The following is a 17,731-nucleotide window of genomic DNA, read 5'->3' as shown; positions in this document are numbered from 1 at the left end:
CTGCTTCGCCGCCGCCATCGGATCGCTTGCCGCGTCAAACCAGCGGCGGGTTGAGTCTGGCGAAGCCTTCCTGTCGCCGATAGGGAAAATAGGGATAGGGCGCTGTCATCTCGCTCACCTTGTCTAGCCTCTCGATCTGCTCTTTCGAAAGCGTCCAGCCGACCGCACCGAGATTCTGCCGCAGCTGCTCTTCGTTGCGCGCGCCGATGATCACGCTTGCGACCGTTGGCCGGCTCAAGAGCCAGTTGAGGGCGATCTGTGGAACGCTCTTTCCGGTCTCGCCGGCGATCTCATCCAGCACATCGACGATATCGAACAGCTTCTCGTCATCAACAGGCGGGCCGAATGACGCGGTCTCATGCAAGCGGCTCTTTTCCGGCAATGGCTGTCCGCGACGGATCTTGCCTGTCAGCCTGCCCCACGCCAACGGACTCCAGACCAGGGCGCCGACGTTCTGATCATGACCCAGCGGCATCAGCTCCCATTCGTAATCGCGACCGGCGAGCGAATAATAGACCTGATGGGCGACATGGCGGGCATAGCCGTACTTGTCGGAGATCGCGAGCGATTTCATCAGCTCCCAGCCAGCGAAGTTGGAAGCGCCGATGTAGCGGACCTTTCCCGCCTTCACGAGGCCATCAAGGGTGGAAAGCGTTTCCTCGATCGGCGTCGAGGCATCGAAGGCGTGCAATTGCAAAAGGTCGATGTAATCTGTCCCGAGCCGGCGCAGGGCGGCGTCGACCGATCTGATCAGGCGCGAACGCGAGCTGCCCCAATCGGCCGGTCCATCGCCCATCGGCAAAGCTGTCTTCGTCGAGATCAGCACGGCATCTCGCTTACCCCGGATCGCCTCGCCAAGCACCTCCTCCGATGCGCCTGCCGAATAGACATCGGCCGTATCGAAGAGATTGACGCCGGTCTCCAGGCAGATGTCGACCAGACGCCGCGCTTCCGCCGCATCCGTCGAACCCCAGGCGCTGAAGAGGGGGCCGCTGCCGGCAAACGTGCCGGCTCCGAAACTGAGAACCGGAACGCGCAGGCCGGAAGCACCTAGATTTCTGTATTCCATCGTCTGTCTCCTATTGGTTCTTCAGGTAGATAGACGTTCGGATGAAGGTGATATAGATTGCCGGAAAGAAACTGATTTATGATTTAAATTCATCATGAGCCGCCAAGAGACCAATCGTTCTGGTGAAATGGAAGTCTTCGTGCGCGCCGTGGAGCTCGGTGGCTTCACTGCCGCTGCCGCGGCCTGCCGGATGACACCGTCCGCCGTCAGCAAGCTTGTCACGAGACTTGAAAAGCGCCTTGGTGCGCGGCTCATTCACCGCTCGACGCGGCGTCTACAGCTCACCCCAGAAGGTTGCGCCTTCTTCGAGCGCAGCGTCGCCATTCTTGCCGATATTGCCGAAGCCGAACGCCATGCATCGGCGGGAGAGCAGGTGGCCGGCCATATCCGCATCAACACCAGCGGCTCCTTCGGCAATCATGTGCTGGCTCCGCTCATTCCGGGCTTCATGGCGCTGCATCCTAATGTCTCGCTGGAGATCTTCCATACGGACCGGGTCATCGACCTGATGGAGGAGCGCGCCGACGTCGCAATCCGCGCCGGGCCGCTGAAGAGCTCCAGCCTCACGGCCCGCAAGCTCGGAGCGACGCGAAATATCATCGTCGCCTCGCCGGACTATCTGCGTAAGCATGGAACGCCTCACTCCGCCGCGGAATTGGCAAAACATTGCCGCATCGGCTTTGCCTATTCCAGGGCGATCGAAGGGTGGCCGCTGCTCATTGACGGCGAAATTGCGACGGTACCGGCAACGCGCAGCCTGCAGGTGGGCGACGGCGAAGCCATGCGGCATCTGGCGCTTGCCGGTGCCGGCCTGGCGCGGCTTGCCGCCTTTACCGTCAAATCGGATATCGCAGCCGGGCGGCTAAAGCCCCTGCTGGAAGAATTCAATTCCGGCGATATCGAGGAATTCCACGCCGTCTATATCGGCCAGGGCGGCCCTCTGCCAGCGCGCGTGCGCGCCCTGCTGGATTTCTTGCGCGAGAATGTTCACCTGTAAAAAGCGACGCGGCCGTCAGGGCCGCATCGTATCAGCTAAAACTCTCAGTCACCACGCCGATCAGGCTGATGGCTGGCGGGTCTTGCGCAAATAGGGCAATACCGTATCGAACGAGCCGAAGCGGGTAATGGCGTCTTCGTTGGAGACGGCGGCGGTGATGATGACGTCCTCGCCCTGCTGCCAGTTTGCGGGGGTCGCCACCTGATGCTTGGATGTCAGCTGGATCGAGTCGATCGCACGCAGGATTTCGCCGAAGTTGCGGCCCGTCGTCATCGGATAGGTGAGGATCAGCTTGATCTTCTTGTCGGGGCCGATGACGAAGACGGAGCGAACCGTGGCGTTGTCGGCAGGCGTGCGGCCTTCCGAGCTTTCGCCGGCGCCTGCCGGAAGCATGTCATAGAGCTTGGCGACCTTCAGGTCCTTGTCGCCGATCAGCGGATAGTCGACATCGAAACCGGTCGCCATCTTGATATCGTTCTTCCAGCGGCCGTGGCTTTCGACCGGATCGACCGAGATGCCAATGATCTTGACGCCGCGCTTGCGGAATTCGCCTTCCAGGCCAGCCATTGCGCCGAGTTCCGTCGTGCAGACCGGCGTGAAGTTCTTCGGATGCGAGAAGAGCACGGCCCAGCCATTACCGATCCAGTCATGGAACTTAATCTCGCCCTGCGTCGTCTCGGCCGTAAAATCCGGCGCGATATCGTTGATGCGCAAACTCATTGCCTTACCTCCAAAGAACATGCCCCGGCGCGCGCTTGGGATGGCGGCCAAAAGGCGAGAAAAAAATCCGTCGCACAATGGCGTCGAATGTCGGATATGAAAAGCCCTTCTTTCAAATGGACGCCGCGATTGCCGCTGAAAATCCCTGCGGCCTGCGATGCCTGCTGCGCGCCTTCAACATGTCCAGAAAGCGGTAACCACCCGCCCAGCGCCCGTAACCGCTTGCTATGTTGATATGTCCTGCAAGGCCGATATTGCGAACATCCGAATTCCAGAGCCGTCCGAACATGCCGAGCCGGTCGAGGCTCATATAGATGTCGTTCAGGCTCCCGACCGTCATGCTGGGAAAAGGCAGCGCGTCGGTCGGCATGGTACCGAAGGACAGATGTCCGGCATGCAGGGCTTCCGTCACGGGAATATCGCAGGGCGCTACGAGCAGTGCACCTTTGACCCTTCGCGCAGCCTCGCGGCCAGCCAGCCTCGCCGTCAACACGCAGCCCAGGCTGTGGGCGACGATATAGGCTTCACCGGCCTCTTCCAGCGCGGCTTCTAATTTCTCCATCCAACTGCCGAGATTGGGAAAGTCCCAGTCATCCTGCTCGACAAGCCGAACGTCGCGATGATCCTGCAGCCAATAGCGCTGCCAATGCCCCTCGCCCGAGCCGAAAAGGCCAGGCACAATCAGTACTCTGGTCATGTAAGCCTCACGAGAAAGATCGAACACAAAGCTTGCGACAGGACATCAAAAGCACATCTCCCTTCAATGCCAAGGCGCAGGGGATGTACACCAATAGTAGATCTCGTAGTCGCGCGCGGAGAGCTCTCGCTCGACGGACTCGGGCCGATCGACCGACTGGATGCGTCCATCCGCATCCCGCAACGCGCGCCCAGCGAAAATCGTCTTCAGGCGGCTAATGACATTCCATTTCATGTAACCCTCCATTTGGTTGATAGATCCGAGGCGGTCGAAGGCAATTTGTCCATCAGCCCATCATTCGGCCGCAGCCAGCACCCTTACCGAATGCGGGAAGAAAGCCGAGAGCTCACCGACCACTTCATTGATCCGGTTGGCCAGCGGTTCCGAAGAGACCTTGTAGTCGGTAAAATCACGATCAGACGCATAGACAGCGGTTGGCAGGGTGTGTGCCATGAAGAAGCCGAAGAGCGGCCGCAGCTGATGTTCCACCATCAGCGCGTGCCTGTCTCCGCCGCCGGTCGCGGTGATGATGATCGGCTTGGCGCGCAGCTCGTGCGGATCGATAAGATCGATCAGATGCTTGAACAGCCCGGGATAGGATCCCTTGAACGTCGGCGAACCGATAATCAGCGCATCCGATGAGACGATATCGTCGATCACACCTTTCGCCTGGTCGTCGAGCTCCTTTCGCCACTGAGCGGCGCCAAGGGACGCACCAACATCGTGCAGATCATAGACCTTGCTTGAGAAGCCATATCGCTCGATTGCCAAATCCGCGACGGTCTGGACCAGCGCGTAGGTCTTGGACGGCCTGTTGAAGCTGCCGGCAATGCCGACGAGTTTGGGCGCACTCATTCTCATCCCTTCCGAAGATCGCATGCATTTTCGATAATGCAAATATTGTCCATAAAAATAGTAGATTAAAAGAAACAGCGATCTCTGAAGGCATGGGAATTGGAAAATCTCTTTCTACGCTGGAGCCAGCTGGACAGGGGCGCAAAAATGCCACCCGGCTGAAGAATTGGGCGACAGGCTTGATCTTTTAAAAATGCCGCAGACACCAAATGATGGCTGGAACGGGATGCGTCGTCCTGACGAAGCATTGCAGTAGGCGTTGCCGCAAAGAAGCGGTTCATTTCTCTCCCAGATTGTCGAAAAAGCCGGCTTCTCCGGTACACCGATAATGGGGCAGGGTCCGTCTTTTCAGTCGCGTGGCCAAGGCTCGTCTTGCCACCGGTGACGTCCATGACTTCGTCAAAGTCGGCAATATCGGATTCCTCGAACGGCTTCTTCACCGTATTCCCGGCATTGTTGACGACGATATCGACCGGGCCGTGCGTCTCCTCGACTCCGGCGGCGAAGGTTTTGATCGACGCAAGATCACGAAGGTCGAGCTGTGCGGCTTTCGCCAGGGGCCAATCGACGCCGCAGCATCCTCAAGGAGATCCGGCCTGCGGCCAGCCAGCACCACCTCAGCGCCGGAGGCGGCGAGGCAACGCGCGATCGCGAGGCCCAGTCCACTGCCTCCGCCAATCACCAGCGCGCGCTATCCGTCCAGTCGGAACGCACCATGCCAGTCGGGAAGCGCTGTTGGAGATTTCATGGATGCTTGCGTATTCATCTTTCGACAATGACCTTCAAAACGTCACGGTTCTTGTCCCAAAAGGGCAATGCACCTTCGGCCTCGGCGAAGGGTATGATCTTGGAAATGAGCGAGGCGGCGCGGTCGCCGATCGTCTCCAGATAAGCGATCACCGCATCGAAATCGGACCTGGCCGCGTTGCGCGAGCCCATGATATCCAACTCCTTGAGATTGAACATTTGTGTCTGATAGGTAACGGGAGCCTTGGCGTAGCCGACATAGACGACGCGCCCGCAAAAGCCGGCAAGATCGATCGCCTGACGAAAGGTTTCCGGAAGACCGACCGCCTCGAAGGCCACATCGACGCCCTGGTCATCAGTCAGTTCAACAATGCGCGCAGCGACATCTTCCGTGCCGGCATCGATTGTGTGGCGCGCTCCGAAGCGTTGTGCCAGCGCGGTCTTTTCCGGGCTGAGATCGACGGCAATCACCTCGGCTCCGCGCGCAACGGCTCCGATGACCACGCCCATGCCAATCATGCCGCAGCCCAGCACGACGATGCGATCACTCGACGAAACGCGGCCGCGCGCCACCGCATGGAAGCCTACCGACAGCGGCTCGACCAAAGCAAGAAAGCGAGGATCGAGCGTGTCGTTCAGGATCACCTTCTCCGCGGGAAGAACGATCTCTTCGGCAAGCCCGCCATCCTGCTGCACGCCAAGCGTGCGGTTGTAGCGACAAGCATTCACGCGACCCTTGCGACAGGAAGAGCAAGTACCGCAACTGGTATAGGGAAGAACGATGACGCGCTGTCCCGGTTGATAGGCCGACGAAACGCCCGCCCCTGTCTCGATGATCTCGCCACCGATTTCGTGCCCTGGGATGCGCGGCAGCTCCACCAGCGGGTTGAGGCCTCGAAACGTGTTGAGATCACTCCCGCAGATGCCGACATGGCGGACGGCGATACGGACATCGCCTTCTCCGAGCTGCGGGCGGGCGACATCGGTGAAACGGCTGACACCTTCACTTTCGATCAATAGGGCTTTCACGTGACGATACCTTTCCGGTTTGGGGGCGTGAACCGAGCGCTTGCACCCGGTTCGCTGGAAACAGATCAGTTCAGGGTAGCGATGTCGGCCGGCAGGTCGACGCCATAGGCGCCGACGACCGTCTTCAGCGTCGCCGAGCCGCTGGTCCGTGCGATCGCACAGAACGCGCCCAGCACAAACCCCACGATAGTTGCCGCCACCGAAAGCCGAATCGTCAGCCAGACGCCTTCCGCAAACCAATAGGGAAGCAGGCCCTCGAAATCAAAAGTGTAGCTCATACGACGCCATCTTCCCGGCAGCGCCAGTGAGCAACGAGATATGCTGGTCTCATTCCCGAGCTATCCTCCTTAGCTTGAGGCGGAATCTACACGGTTGAGGCGATCGATTTAAAGTGGTATTTTTTGTTTAAAAAACCAACGAAACCAAATCGGCATGCGTTCTGAAAACCTCTTCAAACGGCAGTTCAACGAGTTCCTGCGCCACGTACAATCGGTCGGTCACGGCCACCCTCTTGGCTCGGAACGCGAGATCGGCCGAACCCTCGGCACCAGCAGAACGACGGTCCGCAAGTGCCTGGCGGCCGCCATGGAGAACGGCCTTCTATCCAAGGATAGGATAGTGCTGCGGCAGGCAGAACCATCCGAGCTCTATGCCGAAGCGGAGACCATCCCGCCGACATTGATCGTCGAGCGCGCCTTCCTGACCTGGATACTCCAATCCGATAGCGGTCCGGGCCAGGCGATCAATGCGCTTCAGCTCGCGCGGCAATTCGGCGTGTCGACGACGACGATCCGCGAGTTTCTGCAGAGCTTCCGGCATTTTGGCCTGATGGAGCGCGAAGCCGGCGGCAAATGGGTCTTCCGCGGCATGACCCTGGAATTCGCCAACGAGCTTTCCGATATCCGCGAAATTTTCGAAATGCGGTCCGTCATGCGCTTTGCGGAACTCGATGACAGCGACCCGAGCTGGAACGCGCTGCGCAGACTGCGCACCGAGCATCTCAAGCTGCTGGAGACGATCGAGACCGATTATCACCGGTTCTCGCTCCTTGACGAGCAATTGCATCGCTTGATCAACAGTGCTTCCAGCAATCGCTTCGTCACCGAATTCTACCACGTCATCTCACTGATTTTCTTCTACCATTATCAATGGAACAAGAAAGACGAGCGCATTCGCAACGAAGCGGCTGTCTATCAGCATCTGGCTTATATCGATGCGATTCTCTCAAGGGACCAAAGGAAAATTAGCCAGACCTGCACGGCACATCTGAGCGAGGCGCGCCGGACATTGCTTGCAAGCATTAGCCGGGAAACTTGACATCGGAATTCGAGCATACTGCCGGAGCGAAGGAAATGCGTGCGGTTGGCGGCACCGCCAATCGCACCGGCAACCCTGCCGAAATCCGACCTGCTACTGAAGGGTCAAGCCCGACCTGATGTGGGCTCTTGCGGCGTAGGGATCGACAATGGAGAGCGCCCGGCTGAGAGCCTCGGCAAATCCATTGAGCGAAATAACGTAGCTCACATCACGACCCGTATCGGTCGCCGCCAGCATCACGCGGATGCTACGCCGTCGCCGCAGGTTGGCAATCATGGCTGCATCGAGCTTCAGCTCGACCGGACAGCCGCGCGAAGAAGCCGCACCGAGCGGCTGAGCCAGACCCAAAGCAGCTTCGTCACCCCGCGGCAACCGCCCGCTCCGCAGATGCAGCCCCAGCGGCAACGCCAATATACCCCTCAGGCTTCCGCCGTCGGGAGTAAGTTCGATCGAAAGCACTGGCGCGTTTGTCTGCAGATCATACAGCGTATAGGAAATCGCATAATGTGGCCGCGCTTGATCGGCGGTTCCCTGATTGACGATGGTAAGCGTCCAGTCGCCGTAACGCTCCTGCAATGTGCCTGAACCGGCGGCGATAGTAGTCCGGCCAGCCATCACAATCCTCCGCTTGGTCGACTTGCCAATATGGGCAAGCGCCTATCGGCACGCCTTATGAGCGCGAACAGCGCCATCCCATTCATCTCTGCTCCCCGCAACATTATGCGCCCCACCTTACCCCTCGGCCCTCAAAACCCGAGGTTATCTCGATAACAATAGCGTTAATTTTATGCCATTGCATCATAGAATTTATGTAGCGATAAGAATTACACTTTCATCACGTTCAATCACCATAACCTTCGTCAGCCTTAGTAAGGTATTTTTGTAGACTATACATAGGATTTATGATTCAGAAATATCTCTTTCAATTTGTATTATTAATTGTTACTTCAATTTCACTTATATTGAAAATAGAAATCACAGACAAAATAGGTTTGAATGATATTGCAAAAGCCGCTCACGAATGGAGCGAGGCTGGCCGGCGGTCATTTGAATGACAGCTCCCAGAAAGACTGCATTGACAATCTCTCTCGCCGCCCTGGTGACAGCAGGATCAGCAGCAGCGGCTTTTCCGGCGAAACGCTGGTCGCCAACCATCCCGGCGGCAACGTCAGCAGCCTCGGCTCAGGTCCGTTCTGGCAGATATTGTGAAGCTGATACCGAGCAGGTTGACAGCGTGATGCTTCTCAAGGGTAACGCGCCGACAGTAATTAGGCCGGAACCGGCTATTTTGCCGGCGGCAAGGAGACGTAAAGAATGAAGCCAACCATGTTACGATCAGGCCTTTTAGCGCGAAAACCTCGGCACGGATGCAATAAGTTCGCGCGTATAGGCATGACGAGGCCGCTGGAAGACCTCTTCGACAGATCCAGCCTCGACGATCGCTCCTTGCTTCATGACGACGATCCGATGGCTGATATGCTGGATCACCCCCAGATCATGCGAAATGAACATCATCGACAGGCCGAGCCTTGCCTGCAGATCGACCAATAGATCCAGAACCTGGGCTTGTGTCGTGACGTCGAGTGCCGAAACCGGCTCGTCACAAATCAGAAGCTTCGGCGCGGCCGCAAGAGCCTGGGCGATCGATACGCGCTGGCGCTGGCCACCTGAAAGCGCGGTCGGCCTCCGGGCGAGCAAATCCGGCGGCAACCCGACCAGATCCATTAGACCGATGATCTTCTCGCGGCGCTCCGATCTGCCGAGGCCGCCATGAAGCAGCAGAGGCTGCTCGATGATGCGCTCGACGGTGAAGCGTGGGTTGAAGGAGCTCAGCGGGTCCTGGCTGATGGTCTGTATTCCGGCTCTGAGGGGGCGGCGAATGCGTTCGGAAAGCGCGCTCCACGGTCGCCCTTCGTACAGCACCTCCCCCGCATCCGGCCGCTGCAGCGCCAGCGCAATCTTGCCGAGCGTGGTCTTGCCCGAACCGGATTCACCGACGACACCCAGCGTTTCGCCGCTGCCGATATGAAGCGATACGTCCCTGACGGCGCGCAGAAGACTGCCATCCGCGTGCCTGAAACTCATCGATACGTTGCGTATCTCCAGCAGACTCTCGGCTGAGCAAACGGGCTTCCGGAGCGGCAAGGGCGTATTCGCTGCGCTGAGGCGGCGGCCGCGATTGACCGCTGTAGGTACGGCTGCCAGGAGCCGCCGGGTATAGTCATGCTGTGGATCTGACAGAATGCTGCGCGCCAGGCCCGTTTCCACCAGCCGGCCCTTTTGCATCACCGCGACCCGATCGGCAAGCTGGGCGGCAACGGAGAGATCATGCGTGATCAGGAGGATGCCATGGCCGGCAGCGGCCAGTTCCTTGAAGATGGCGAGCACTCTTTTCTGGACGCTGACATCCAGCGCTGTCGTCGGTTCGTCGGCGACGAGCAAGCGCGGCTGGCCGGCAAGCGCGGAGGCAATCAATGCCCTTTGCCGCAATCCGCCGGACAATTGATGCGCATATTGCCCCATCCGCAAATCCGGCTCGGGAACACCAACACGTTCCAGCAATTCCACGACATGTTGCGATACGAGTGAAGGTGGTGCCAGTCGATGCGTGAGGATGGGCTCGGCGATTTCGCGACCGACCGTCCTCAGGGGATCGAGCGATACGAGCGCATCCTGAAGAATGAAACCGATTTCGCGGCCGCGCACATGGCGCCAGGCTTTTTCCGACAGATCAAGGAGGTCGAGCGGCCGGCCATCATGCGCGCTCAGATCCATCCTGTCGGCTTTTACCACGGAGCGCGATCCGGCGAGGCCGACAATCGCCCGGGCCGTTACAGACTTTCCGGAGCCGGATTCGCCGACCAATGCGAGGATCTCGCCAGGCGCGATTTGTAGCGACAGGTCGCGAACCGCATCCACGCGGCCCTGCGGGGTCTGAAAGGCCACATTCAACCCTTTGACCGCAAGCAGCTGGGGCGGCTCGGAAGCGGTGGTCTGAAAGTTTCGAAGGCCGGACTGAATATTCATCGCAGATCTCCCGTTGCGAGGAGGGTTTGCAGCCGGCGGCCCAGGAGCGTGATCGAAATGACGGAAAGCGCAACCACCGTCGCCGGCAACAGGCTGGTCCAGGGCGCGATATCGAGAAAATTGCGGCCATTGGCGAGGAGTGCACCCCATTCGGCGGCCGGAGGCACGACGCCCAGACCAAGGAAGCTCAAGGCCGAAGCGGACAGTACCGAACTGCCCACACCAATCGTCGCGAGGATGAGAAGCGGCCGGATGGCGTTGGGGACGATATGCCGGCTGATGATCGTCCACGGATGCTCGCCAAGTGCCACGGCATGTTCGACATAGTCCGACAGCTTAATGTGAAGTACCTGCGAACGGATCAGCCGCGCGTAGCCGGCGATGCTGGCAAGCCCGACCGCCAAGAGCGTGTTGGCTGGCCCGCGGCCGAGAACGGCAATCACCAGCAATGCAAGCAGCATTTCCGGAAAGGCAAGCAGAATATCGATGATGCGTAACAAAAGCCGGGCGATCGGCCTTGGAGCCAGTGCAGCCGTCGTCCCCAACACGATCCCGCCGAGACTGGCAATCAGGGTCGCACCGATGCCGATGGTCAGGGATTGCGAGGTGCCGTAAACCACGCGCGAAAACAGATCCCGGCCCAGTTCGTCGGTTCCAAACCAGTGTTGCCCATCAGGCGGCAAGAGGATCGCATTCGGATCGACTGCCTCGGGATCGAGAGCAGAGAGCCATTGTGGCGCCCAGACCGCTACACAAAGAAGCACAAAAAAGGCGAAGGGAACAAGCAGTCCGAAAGACAGCCAGACGGGGCGTCTGCGCGTGATGCGGCGCTGCCCGCTTTCAGCTAGCACGACATCGCTCAAAGGCCTGTCCTCCTTAGACGTGGATCGATCACAAGGTAGAAAGCATCGACCAGCAGATTGACGATGACGAAGACAAGGGCAGACAGCATCACCAGACCGAGGATCAACGGCATGTCGCGGGTCTTGATCGCCTGAAGCGTGATCTGCCCGATGCCCGAACGGCCGAATACCGTCTCGGTCAGGATCGAGCCGCCTAGGGTGCTGGCAAGCAACGTGCCGGTGAGGGTCGAGGCCGCCAGTGCGGCGTGCCGCAAACCATGTCTGACACGCAGGACCGTCTCGCCGACGCCGCGTGTCCGCACGGTCAGAGAAAACGGCTGGGACAGCGCCTCCTCCAGGCCGTCGCGCAATACCTGGCTCAAGAGTGCGGCGAGCGGCAGGCTCAAGGCAATGGCGGGCAGCACAAGCGCCGATGGTCCATCATTGCCTGTGACCGGAAACCATTCGAGATTGAAGCTGAAGACCGACAATAGGACAATGCCGATCCAATAGACGGGCGTGCTCAGAAGGATCAATTCTATTCCCGAGGACAGCAGCGTCAGGCTTTTGCGACGGCCTGCGGTTGCCAAGGCCACGCTGATCGCCAGAAGGAGAGCAAGCACGATCGCGCTGCCGGCGAGCTGCAATGTCGGCCCCGCGGCCTCATAGATCACCTCTGAAACAGGTTGCCTGTACTGGTAGCTTTGTCCGAAATCGCCACTTAAGGCCTTGGCGATATAATGCGCATATTGCAGCGCAAGCGGCTGGTCGAGGCCATATTGATGCACCAGTGCGGCCCGCTCTGCCTCATCGACGACGTTCTCCCCGCCAGCCAGGATCGCGACGGGATCGCCGGGAGTGAGCTTTACGGCGATAAAGGCAATCGTTGCCGCGCCCCAAAGCACGGCAACGATCACCCCGGTCCGCCGCACAGCGGTTTGGAAGAGCTTAGCGGTCCAGCCAGGCATCGTAGAAATTCGGCTTCGCATTGGTGGCCCAGGAAATGCCATGCAGGCTCTTCGAGGCGCCGAGCTGATAGGCGGCTACGAAAAGCGGTACGGCATAAGCCTGCTCGATCACTTCCTTCTGTATCTCGGCATAGAGTTTCTTACGCTCGGCATCGGAAGCCCCGACCGCTTTCGTCAGCTTTTCATCGAGGCTTTTGACGCGAGACGCATTCTGACCGGCTGGAGGAATATAGGCCGAATGGAATACCGTGCGCAGGATATCGGGCTCCGCACGCACATAGTAGAAGGACACGAGATCGTAATCATTGGCATTGGCGCGAGCGGTCCAGTCACCGGAATCGACTGGATCGAGCTGCAAGTCGAAACCCGCCTGCCGCACCTGATATTGAACGGCCTGCGCCAAGGTGACTTCCGTCGCGGCGAGCGAGGTGCTGTCGTAGACATAATGCAGGGTCAGCCGGCCGCCATCTTTTTTGCGGACACCATCGGCGTCCTTCTGTGACCAGCCCGCCTCGTCAAGCAGCCGGTTGGCCTTTGCCAGATCGAAGCCCCATGAGCTAGAAATATCGTGGTCATAATAGAGCGTCGAGGGGCCGAGGATATTGTCGGCCGGCTTCAAGGCTCCGAAGAAGGCAGCCTTGACCGCTGCCGGTCCATTGACGGCGCTCTGGAAAGCCTGCCGCACCTTCAAGTCCTGAAATGGTCCCTTCGAGGTGTTCAGGAAATAGGCGCTGTTGACGCCCGGGTTTTCCCGCGTCACCACCTGCAGCTTGCCGTTACCCTGAACGGAGCGATAATTTGCCGGCGGCACCGCGTCGATCGCCTGCAACTGACCGCTTGCCAGCGCACCGAGACGCACGGAAGCCTCCGGCAGATATTTGAAGACGATCTGATCGAAATGGGCCGGCCCTTTATGCGCGGCATAGCCAGGACCCCAATTGTAATCCGCACGGCGGCTCAGCTTGCTGCCGCTGCCCTTCGTAAAATTGTCGAGCACGTAAGGACCCGATCCGATGACCGTATTCGTCGTGCTCTGGGCCTTCTGAAGATAGGTCGATGATTGAATGCCGAGATAGGGAAGGCTCAACCCCTGCAGCAAAGGCGCGAAGGACTGGCGATAGCGGATCACGACCGTACGGCTATCCGGCGCCTCGATCTTGTCGATCGGTCCGAGCAGCGACTTGGCGTAGCTCGATGTCGTCTTCGGATCGAGAATGCGATCGAAATTGTATTTGACCGCGGCTGCATCGAGCGGAGTGCCGTCGCTGAATGTCACGCCCTGACGCAGACGGAAAGTATAGACGGTATTGTCGCCATTGATGTCCCAGCTTTCTGCCAGCCACGGCGTGAACTTGTTGTCTTCGGCCTGCCCGACAAGCGAGTCGACGATATTGCGGGTAATCAATGCCGTAACCGAGTTGCCCGTGATCGACGGGTCGATAATGGAGGCATCCGTTGCCAATCCGACGTTGAGAATGCCCCCATCGACCGGCTTTGCCGTATCGGATGCGGCATTTGCGACAGTGCCCATCATCGTCAGAAAAGAAAATGCCAGGGCAATGCGGATCTTGCTTCGCCCGATGGTTTTCGCGCTTGAATGCGTTTTTCTCATATCCCGTCCCTATTTTGGCCGCCACGACATCGATCATGCGGCCAAAAGGCCGCTCGGCACCGCGCAGGCTAAACGGCACGATAATTGTCTATAAAAATACTAGACTAAAGGCATTGTGATGCGTTTATGCGAAGACAGGCGGAAATCCGTTTCAAGATCGCTGAGGCCGTCAGCGGCAACCTGACCGGTGGCGCGTTCATTGGCGTTGGAATGATCTCAAGCAAACTATGAGGCAGTTCGAAGCGATGCGGATGCCAAGCGGATACTGCACATGGCAAGCTGCGACGGCTCGCACCGTCGCAGTTTTGCATTTCATTTTGGAAGTTGCGCGCCAGCCTGCTTCACCGCATTTGCGATGGTTTCGCAAAACTGCTTTTCGGTCACGTTCTGCGCTTTTGTAATGGCTGCAAGATCCTGATTCACGCCCATGGCGGAGATCTTGCCTTTTTCACCCTCTTGTTCGGCCGCCTCGCCCTTCGCCATATCCGAGGGCGCCGGTATGAGAGCGAGCATTTTCGTTTGAGTCTCGACAGCAGCCCCATCGATGTGGCCTGCATTCTGGCAATATTTCAGCACGCCAAGTTGATTGCGTGCCGAATTATAAGCCAATTCCAGTTGGTCGTTTGATACCTGTGCATAGCTTGGCGCGGCAAATCCGCATGCCACGATACCGATCAGAATGATCTTCCGCATATGAAACTCCTGATTGCTTCAACATGCTGCGATCTATCCTCGATCGTCCTGAAGGCAATAGCTGCAAAGTCGGAAAACGCTCTACCCACGAGAGCATCGCTGCGGAGGGTCAAAAGAAAGCTGAAGCCTTCGATATGATCGTGGTCGCCAACGGAACTGCCCGTTCCCTCCGCAGCTCGCGCGCAGGTCCGTTCGGCAGCGATCAAACGGATCTCCAGCTTCCGTGTCGGGCATAAGACGCCGATGACGCCGGTAGCATCCGTTCATTTCCTGTGGGAAAGCTTCAAACTTCATCCGGCCAACACATGGCATCGGGATCGATGTGGCAGTAATCCGGACGCGCCCGGACGGCTTTGACTGTCCGGATTTGCCTCTGCGTGGCCGTTGCGCTGCCGGGGCATCGCAAGAGCGAAGGAAAAGATCAACGGCTTCACCCGCGACATCCTTCGACAACAGCAACATCAGGACCTGGAGGTCTTACATGAAGAAGCCTATTGCTGCCGCCGTCTTCGCTGCAGCACTTTATACCTTTGCCGGCACCGCGCATGCCGATTGCGGTTCGGTCTCCATCGCCGAAATGAACTGGGCGTCGGCCGGCGTTGCGGCAAATGTCGACAAGATCATCCTCCAGGAAGGCTATGGCTGCTCGGTCGAACTCCTCACGGGCGACACGCTGCCAACATTTACTTCGATGAACGAGAAAGGCCAACCGGACGTTGCGCCGGAACTTTGGATCAATGCGGTGCGCACGCCGCTGGATCGGGCGGTTTCCGAGGGACGGTTGGTCATCGCTGCCGGCATTCTCTCCGATGGCGGCCAGGATGGCTGGTGGATTCCGAAATTCCTCGCCGACGCCCATCCCGATATCAAGACCGTCCAGCAGGCGCTGGAACACCCGGACCTTTTCCCCGCGCCGGACGATCCGAAAAAGGGCGTCATCTACAATTGCCCGCCCGGCTGGCAATGCCAGGCGTCGCTCGGCAATCTCTTCCGGGCGCTCGACGGCGAGAAGAAGGGCTTTGAAATCGTCGAGACCGGCTCTGCCGCCGCTCTTGACGGCACGATCGCCAATGCCTTCGAAAAGAAGACGGGCTGGCTTGGCTATTATTGGTCGCCGACCGCTATCCTCGGCAAGTATCCGATGGTGCGCCTTTCCTTCGGCGTACCCCACGACAAGGCCGAATGGGACGCATGCACCTCGGTCATGGATTGCGCCAATCCAAAGGTCAATTCCTATCCCGTCTCGGAAGTCTACACCGTCGTCACCAAGAGGTTCGCCGATCAAGCCGGGATTGCGATGGACTATCTGAAGAAGCGGAAATGGTCGAACGATCTCGTCAACAGCATTCTTGCCTGGCAGACGGACAACCAGGGCACCAATGAAGATACCGCCCGATATTTCCTGAAGACCCATGAAGACATCTGGACGACATGGGTAAGCCCGGATGTCGCTGCCAAGGTAAAGGCCGCGCTCTAAATTCTGGCTTCGGGGACGCGGTGAACCACTGCGTCCCGGCCTCATAGCCATGAGCGCGAATGCTCCAGCTCGCACTTTTGGACAGCTTGGCGAAAAAACTTGCCGTCGGGGGTGGGCAGAAAAACAATGCACGCTATTTGATGCATATGAGCGGGGAGAAATATTAGCTCGATGGAGGAGGTCGTCCGGCACGAAGGAAGAGGATTCTCATGCCCAATTCAGTTTTGAATGCCCTTGGACAGCCACTTTACTATAGCGATACGTCGACAGGTTTCTTTTCCGCCACCGGCTCTGGCCCGGTGCTTTACGGCACTGCCGGCAACGACTCCATGTGGGGTGACGCCTCCGTCAATGTGACGATGATGGGCGGCACCGGCGACGATATCTACTATCTCTATTCCAGCATCAATCATGCCTATGAGGCGCCCAATGCCGGCATCGATACCATCAATACTTGGATGGATTATACGCTGCCCGAAAATTTCGAAAATCTCACGGTCACGGGCAACAACCGCCATGCCTATGGCAATGACGCCGATAATATCATCACCGGCGGCAGCGGCAGCCAGACCATCGATGGCGGTGCCGGCAACGACGTGCTGACGGGCGGTGGCGGCGCCGATACTTTCATCATCAGCAAGGGCAACGGCAGCGATCTCATCACCGATTTCAGCGATGACGACAAGGTCAGGCTCAATCAGTATGGCCTGACGTCGTTCGATCAGGTCGTCAGCCATTCCACGCAGGAAGGTGCCAATGTCCGGCTCGATCTCGGTAATGGCGAAAGCCTGGTCTTCGCCAACAAGACCATCTCCGACCTGCATGAAGACCAGTTTCAGCTCGGGCTCGACAGATCGTCGCTCACTCAGACTTTTTCGGACGATTTCAATACGCTCTCGCTGCACGAGGGGACGCAGGGCACCTGGGATGCTAAATATTCCTGGGCGCCGGACAAGGGCAGCAGCCTGAATGACGAACTGCAGTGGTACATCAATCCTTCTTATGCACCGACCGCATCCGCCAACCCCTTTTCCGTCTCCGACGGCATTCTGACGATTACGGCGAAACAGACGCCGGACGTGCTGAAATCGATCGTCGAGAACCATGATTATACTTCAGGCATTCTGACCACTCACTCGACCTTCTCGCAGACCTACGGCTATTTCGAAATGCGGGCAGAGATGCCGCATAATCAGGGCGTCTGGCCCGCTTTCTGGCTGCTGCCGGAGGATGGTTCCTGGCCACCGGAACTCGACGTGGTGGAAATGCGCGGACAAAACCCGACCACGGTCAATGTGACGGTTCATTCGAATGCCACCGGCGAGCACACGAAGACCTCTATTCCAGTGGAAGTGCCAAGCACCGATGGCTTCCACAATTACGGCGTGCTCTGGGACAAGGATCAGATCGTCTGGTATTTCGACGACGTTGCCGTTGCCCATGCCGATACGCCGGCCGATATGCACGGGCCGATGTACATGCTGGTCGATCTCGCGGTCGGCGGCGTGGCGGGGACGCCGACGGATGGTCTCCCGAATGGGTCGGAGATGAAGATCGACTATATCAAGGCCTATTCCCTGGACGATCACAACGCCCAGCTTGCCGCCTCGACGCAATCCGCCCACACGACGGACTGGCACATCTGACTGCATCGAACAATCGGTGCGTCAAAACAGGTGTT

Annotated in this window: 19 protein-coding genes and 1 pseudogene; 5 read left to right on the top strand and 15 right to left on the bottom strand. The window is 58.6% G+C overall.

What is annotated here, in order from left to right; translation table 11 throughout:
- Window positions 1–34 precede the first annotated feature (34 nt).
- Window positions 35–1,069: an aldo/keto reductase gene (locus GDN47_RS11025; protein WP_113333198.1), complete on the bottom strand. Its 1,035-nt coding sequence runs from the start codon at window positions 1,067–1,069 to the stop codon at window positions 35–37.
- 94 nt (window positions 1,070–1,163) lie between these two features.
- Here GDN47_RS11025 and GDN47_RS11020 point away from each other — a divergent pair, with 94 nt between their 5' ends.
- Window positions 1,164–2,066: a LysR family transcriptional regulator gene (locus tag GDN47_RS11020; protein WP_152093318.1), complete on the top strand. Its 903-nt coding sequence runs from the start codon at window positions 1,164–1,166 to the stop codon at window positions 2,064–2,066.
- A 60-nt stretch (window positions 2,067–2,126) separates the two neighbouring features.
- Here the strand turns inward: GDN47_RS11020 and GDN47_RS11015 are convergent, their stop codons facing one another.
- From GDN47_RS11015 to GDN47_RS10985, 8 genes and pseudogenes are all read right to left on the bottom strand, one after another.
- The gene (locus tag GDN47_RS11015) at window positions 2,127–2,786 is read right to left on the bottom strand and encodes a peroxiredoxin (RefSeq protein ID WP_152093317.1); all 660 of its coding nucleotides are present in this window, start codon (window positions 2,784–2,786) and stop codon (window positions 2,127–2,129) included.
- A gap of 112 nt (window positions 2,787–2,898) precedes the next feature.
- On the bottom strand, window positions 2,899–3,483 hold the full coding sequence (locus GDN47_RS11010) for an RBBP9/YdeN family alpha/beta hydrolase (RefSeq protein ID WP_113354446.1): 585 nt from the start codon (window positions 3,481–3,483) through the stop codon (window positions 2,899–2,901).
- A gap of 63 nt (window positions 3,484–3,546) precedes the next feature.
- Entirely contained in the window at window positions 3,547–3,717 is a 171-nt protein-coding gene (locus tag GDN47_RS31980; protein ID WP_156090746.1) for a hypothetical protein, read from the bottom strand.
- Between the two features lie 60 nt (window positions 3,718–3,777).
- The gene (gene msuE, locus GDN47_RS11005; protein WP_113333194.1) at window positions 3,778–4,338 is read right to left on the bottom strand and encodes an FMN reductase; all 561 of its coding nucleotides are present in this window, start codon (window positions 4,336–4,338) and stop codon (window positions 3,778–3,780) included.
- A gap of 65 nt (window positions 4,339–4,403) precedes the next feature.
- On the bottom strand, window positions 4,404–4,895 hold the full coding sequence (locus GDN47_RS11000; RefSeq protein ID WP_152093316.1) for an SDR family NAD(P)-dependent oxidoreductase: 492 nt from the start codon (window positions 4,893–4,895) through the stop codon (window positions 4,404–4,406).
- 14 nt (window positions 4,896–4,909) lie between these two features.
- A pseudogene (locus GDN47_RS32580) lies at window positions 4,910–5,020 on the bottom strand (3-oxoacyl-ACP reductase); the annotation flags it as partial.
- Window positions 5,021–5,100: 80 nt separating this feature from the next.
- Window positions 5,101–6,114 carry a zinc-binding alcohol dehydrogenase family protein gene (locus GDN47_RS10990; protein WP_152093315.1) on the bottom strand — a complete coding sequence of 338 codons (1,014 nt, stop codon included), beginning with the start codon at window positions 6,112–6,114 and terminating at the stop codon, window positions 5,101–5,103.
- Window positions 6,115–6,179: 65 nt separating this feature from the next.
- On the bottom strand, window positions 6,180–6,392 hold the full coding sequence (locus GDN47_RS10985; protein ID WP_152093314.1) for an ABC transporter permease family protein: 213 nt from the start codon (window positions 6,390–6,392) through the stop codon (window positions 6,180–6,182).
- A gap of 154 nt (window positions 6,393–6,546) precedes the next feature.
- On the opposite strand from GDN47_RS10985, the gene GDN47_RS10980 reads away from it, so the two are divergent.
- Window positions 6,547–7,431, top strand: coding sequence for a GntR family transcriptional regulator (locus GDN47_RS10980; RefSeq protein ID WP_152093313.1), 885 nt, complete (start codon window positions 6,547–6,549; stop codon window positions 7,429–7,431).
- Between the two features lie 93 nt (window positions 7,432–7,524).
- On the opposite strand, the gene GDN47_RS10975 is transcribed toward GDN47_RS10980, so the two are convergent.
- Complete coding sequence (locus tag GDN47_RS10975) at window positions 7,525–8,046, bottom strand: invasion associated locus B family protein (RefSeq protein WP_152093312.1); 522 nt, start codon at window positions 8,044–8,046, stop codon at window positions 7,525–7,527.
- Window positions 8,047–8,478: 432 nt separating this feature from the next.
- On the opposite strand from GDN47_RS10975, the gene GDN47_RS31975 reads away from it, so the two are divergent.
- Complete coding sequence (locus GDN47_RS31975; RefSeq protein WP_173002480.1) at window positions 8,479–8,640, top strand: hypothetical protein; 162 nt, start codon at window positions 8,479–8,481, stop codon at window positions 8,638–8,640.
- Window positions 8,641–8,775: 135 nt separating this feature from the next.
- Here GDN47_RS31975 and GDN47_RS10970 read toward each other — a convergent pair whose 3' ends face one another.
- From GDN47_RS10970 to GDN47_RS10950, 5 genes are all read right to left on the bottom strand, one after another.
- Window positions 8,776–10,458, bottom strand: a complete 1,683-nt coding sequence (locus GDN47_RS10970) for a dipeptide ABC transporter ATP-binding protein (RefSeq protein ID WP_152093311.1) — start codon at window positions 10,456–10,458, stop codon at window positions 8,776–8,778.
- Complete coding sequence (locus GDN47_RS10965) at window positions 10,455–11,321, bottom strand: ABC transporter permease (RefSeq protein WP_113333187.1); 867 nt, start codon at window positions 11,319–11,321, stop codon at window positions 10,455–10,457. Before GDN47_RS10965 ends, GDN47_RS10970 begins: the two co-directional genes overlap by 4 nt.
- Window positions 11,318–12,268: an ABC transporter permease gene (locus GDN47_RS10960; protein WP_152093310.1), complete on the bottom strand. Its 951-nt coding sequence runs from the start codon at window positions 12,266–12,268 to the stop codon at window positions 11,318–11,320. Before GDN47_RS10960 ends, GDN47_RS10965 begins: the two co-directional genes overlap by 4 nt.
- Window positions 12,249–13,880, bottom strand: a complete 1,632-nt coding sequence (locus tag GDN47_RS10955; protein WP_152093309.1) for an ABC transporter substrate-binding protein — start codon at window positions 13,878–13,880, stop codon at window positions 12,249–12,251. The genes GDN47_RS10960 and GDN47_RS10955 overlap by 20 nt, the downstream gene beginning before the upstream one ends.
- Before the next feature lie 312 nt (window positions 13,881–14,192).
- Entirely contained in the window at window positions 14,193–14,573 is a 381-nt protein-coding gene (locus tag GDN47_RS10950) for a pore-forming ESAT-6 family protein (protein ID WP_113333184.1), read from the bottom strand.
- 481 nt (window positions 14,574–15,054) lie between these two features.
- On the opposite strand from GDN47_RS10950, the gene GDN47_RS10945 reads away from it, so the two are divergent.
- On the top strand, window positions 15,055–16,050 hold the full coding sequence (locus GDN47_RS10945; RefSeq protein WP_152093308.1) for an ABC transporter substrate-binding protein: 996 nt from the start codon (window positions 15,055–15,057) through the stop codon (window positions 16,048–16,050).
- A 209-nt stretch (window positions 16,051–16,259) separates the two neighbouring features.
- Window positions 16,260–17,696: an endo-1,3-1,4-beta-glycanase EglC gene (eglC, locus tag GDN47_RS10940; protein ID WP_113333182.1), complete on the top strand. Its 1,437-nt coding sequence runs from the start codon at window positions 16,260–16,262 to the stop codon at window positions 17,694–17,696.
- Window positions 17,697–17,731 lie beyond the last annotated feature (35 nt).

It is taken from the genome of Martinezella dioscoreae, assembly GCF_009176305.1.
Classification (GTDB): domain Bacteria; phylum Pseudomonadota; class Alphaproteobacteria; order Rhizobiales; family Rhizobiaceae; genus Rhizobium; species Rhizobium dioscoreae.
This window is presented reverse-complemented; position numbering and strand designations above follow the sequence as displayed.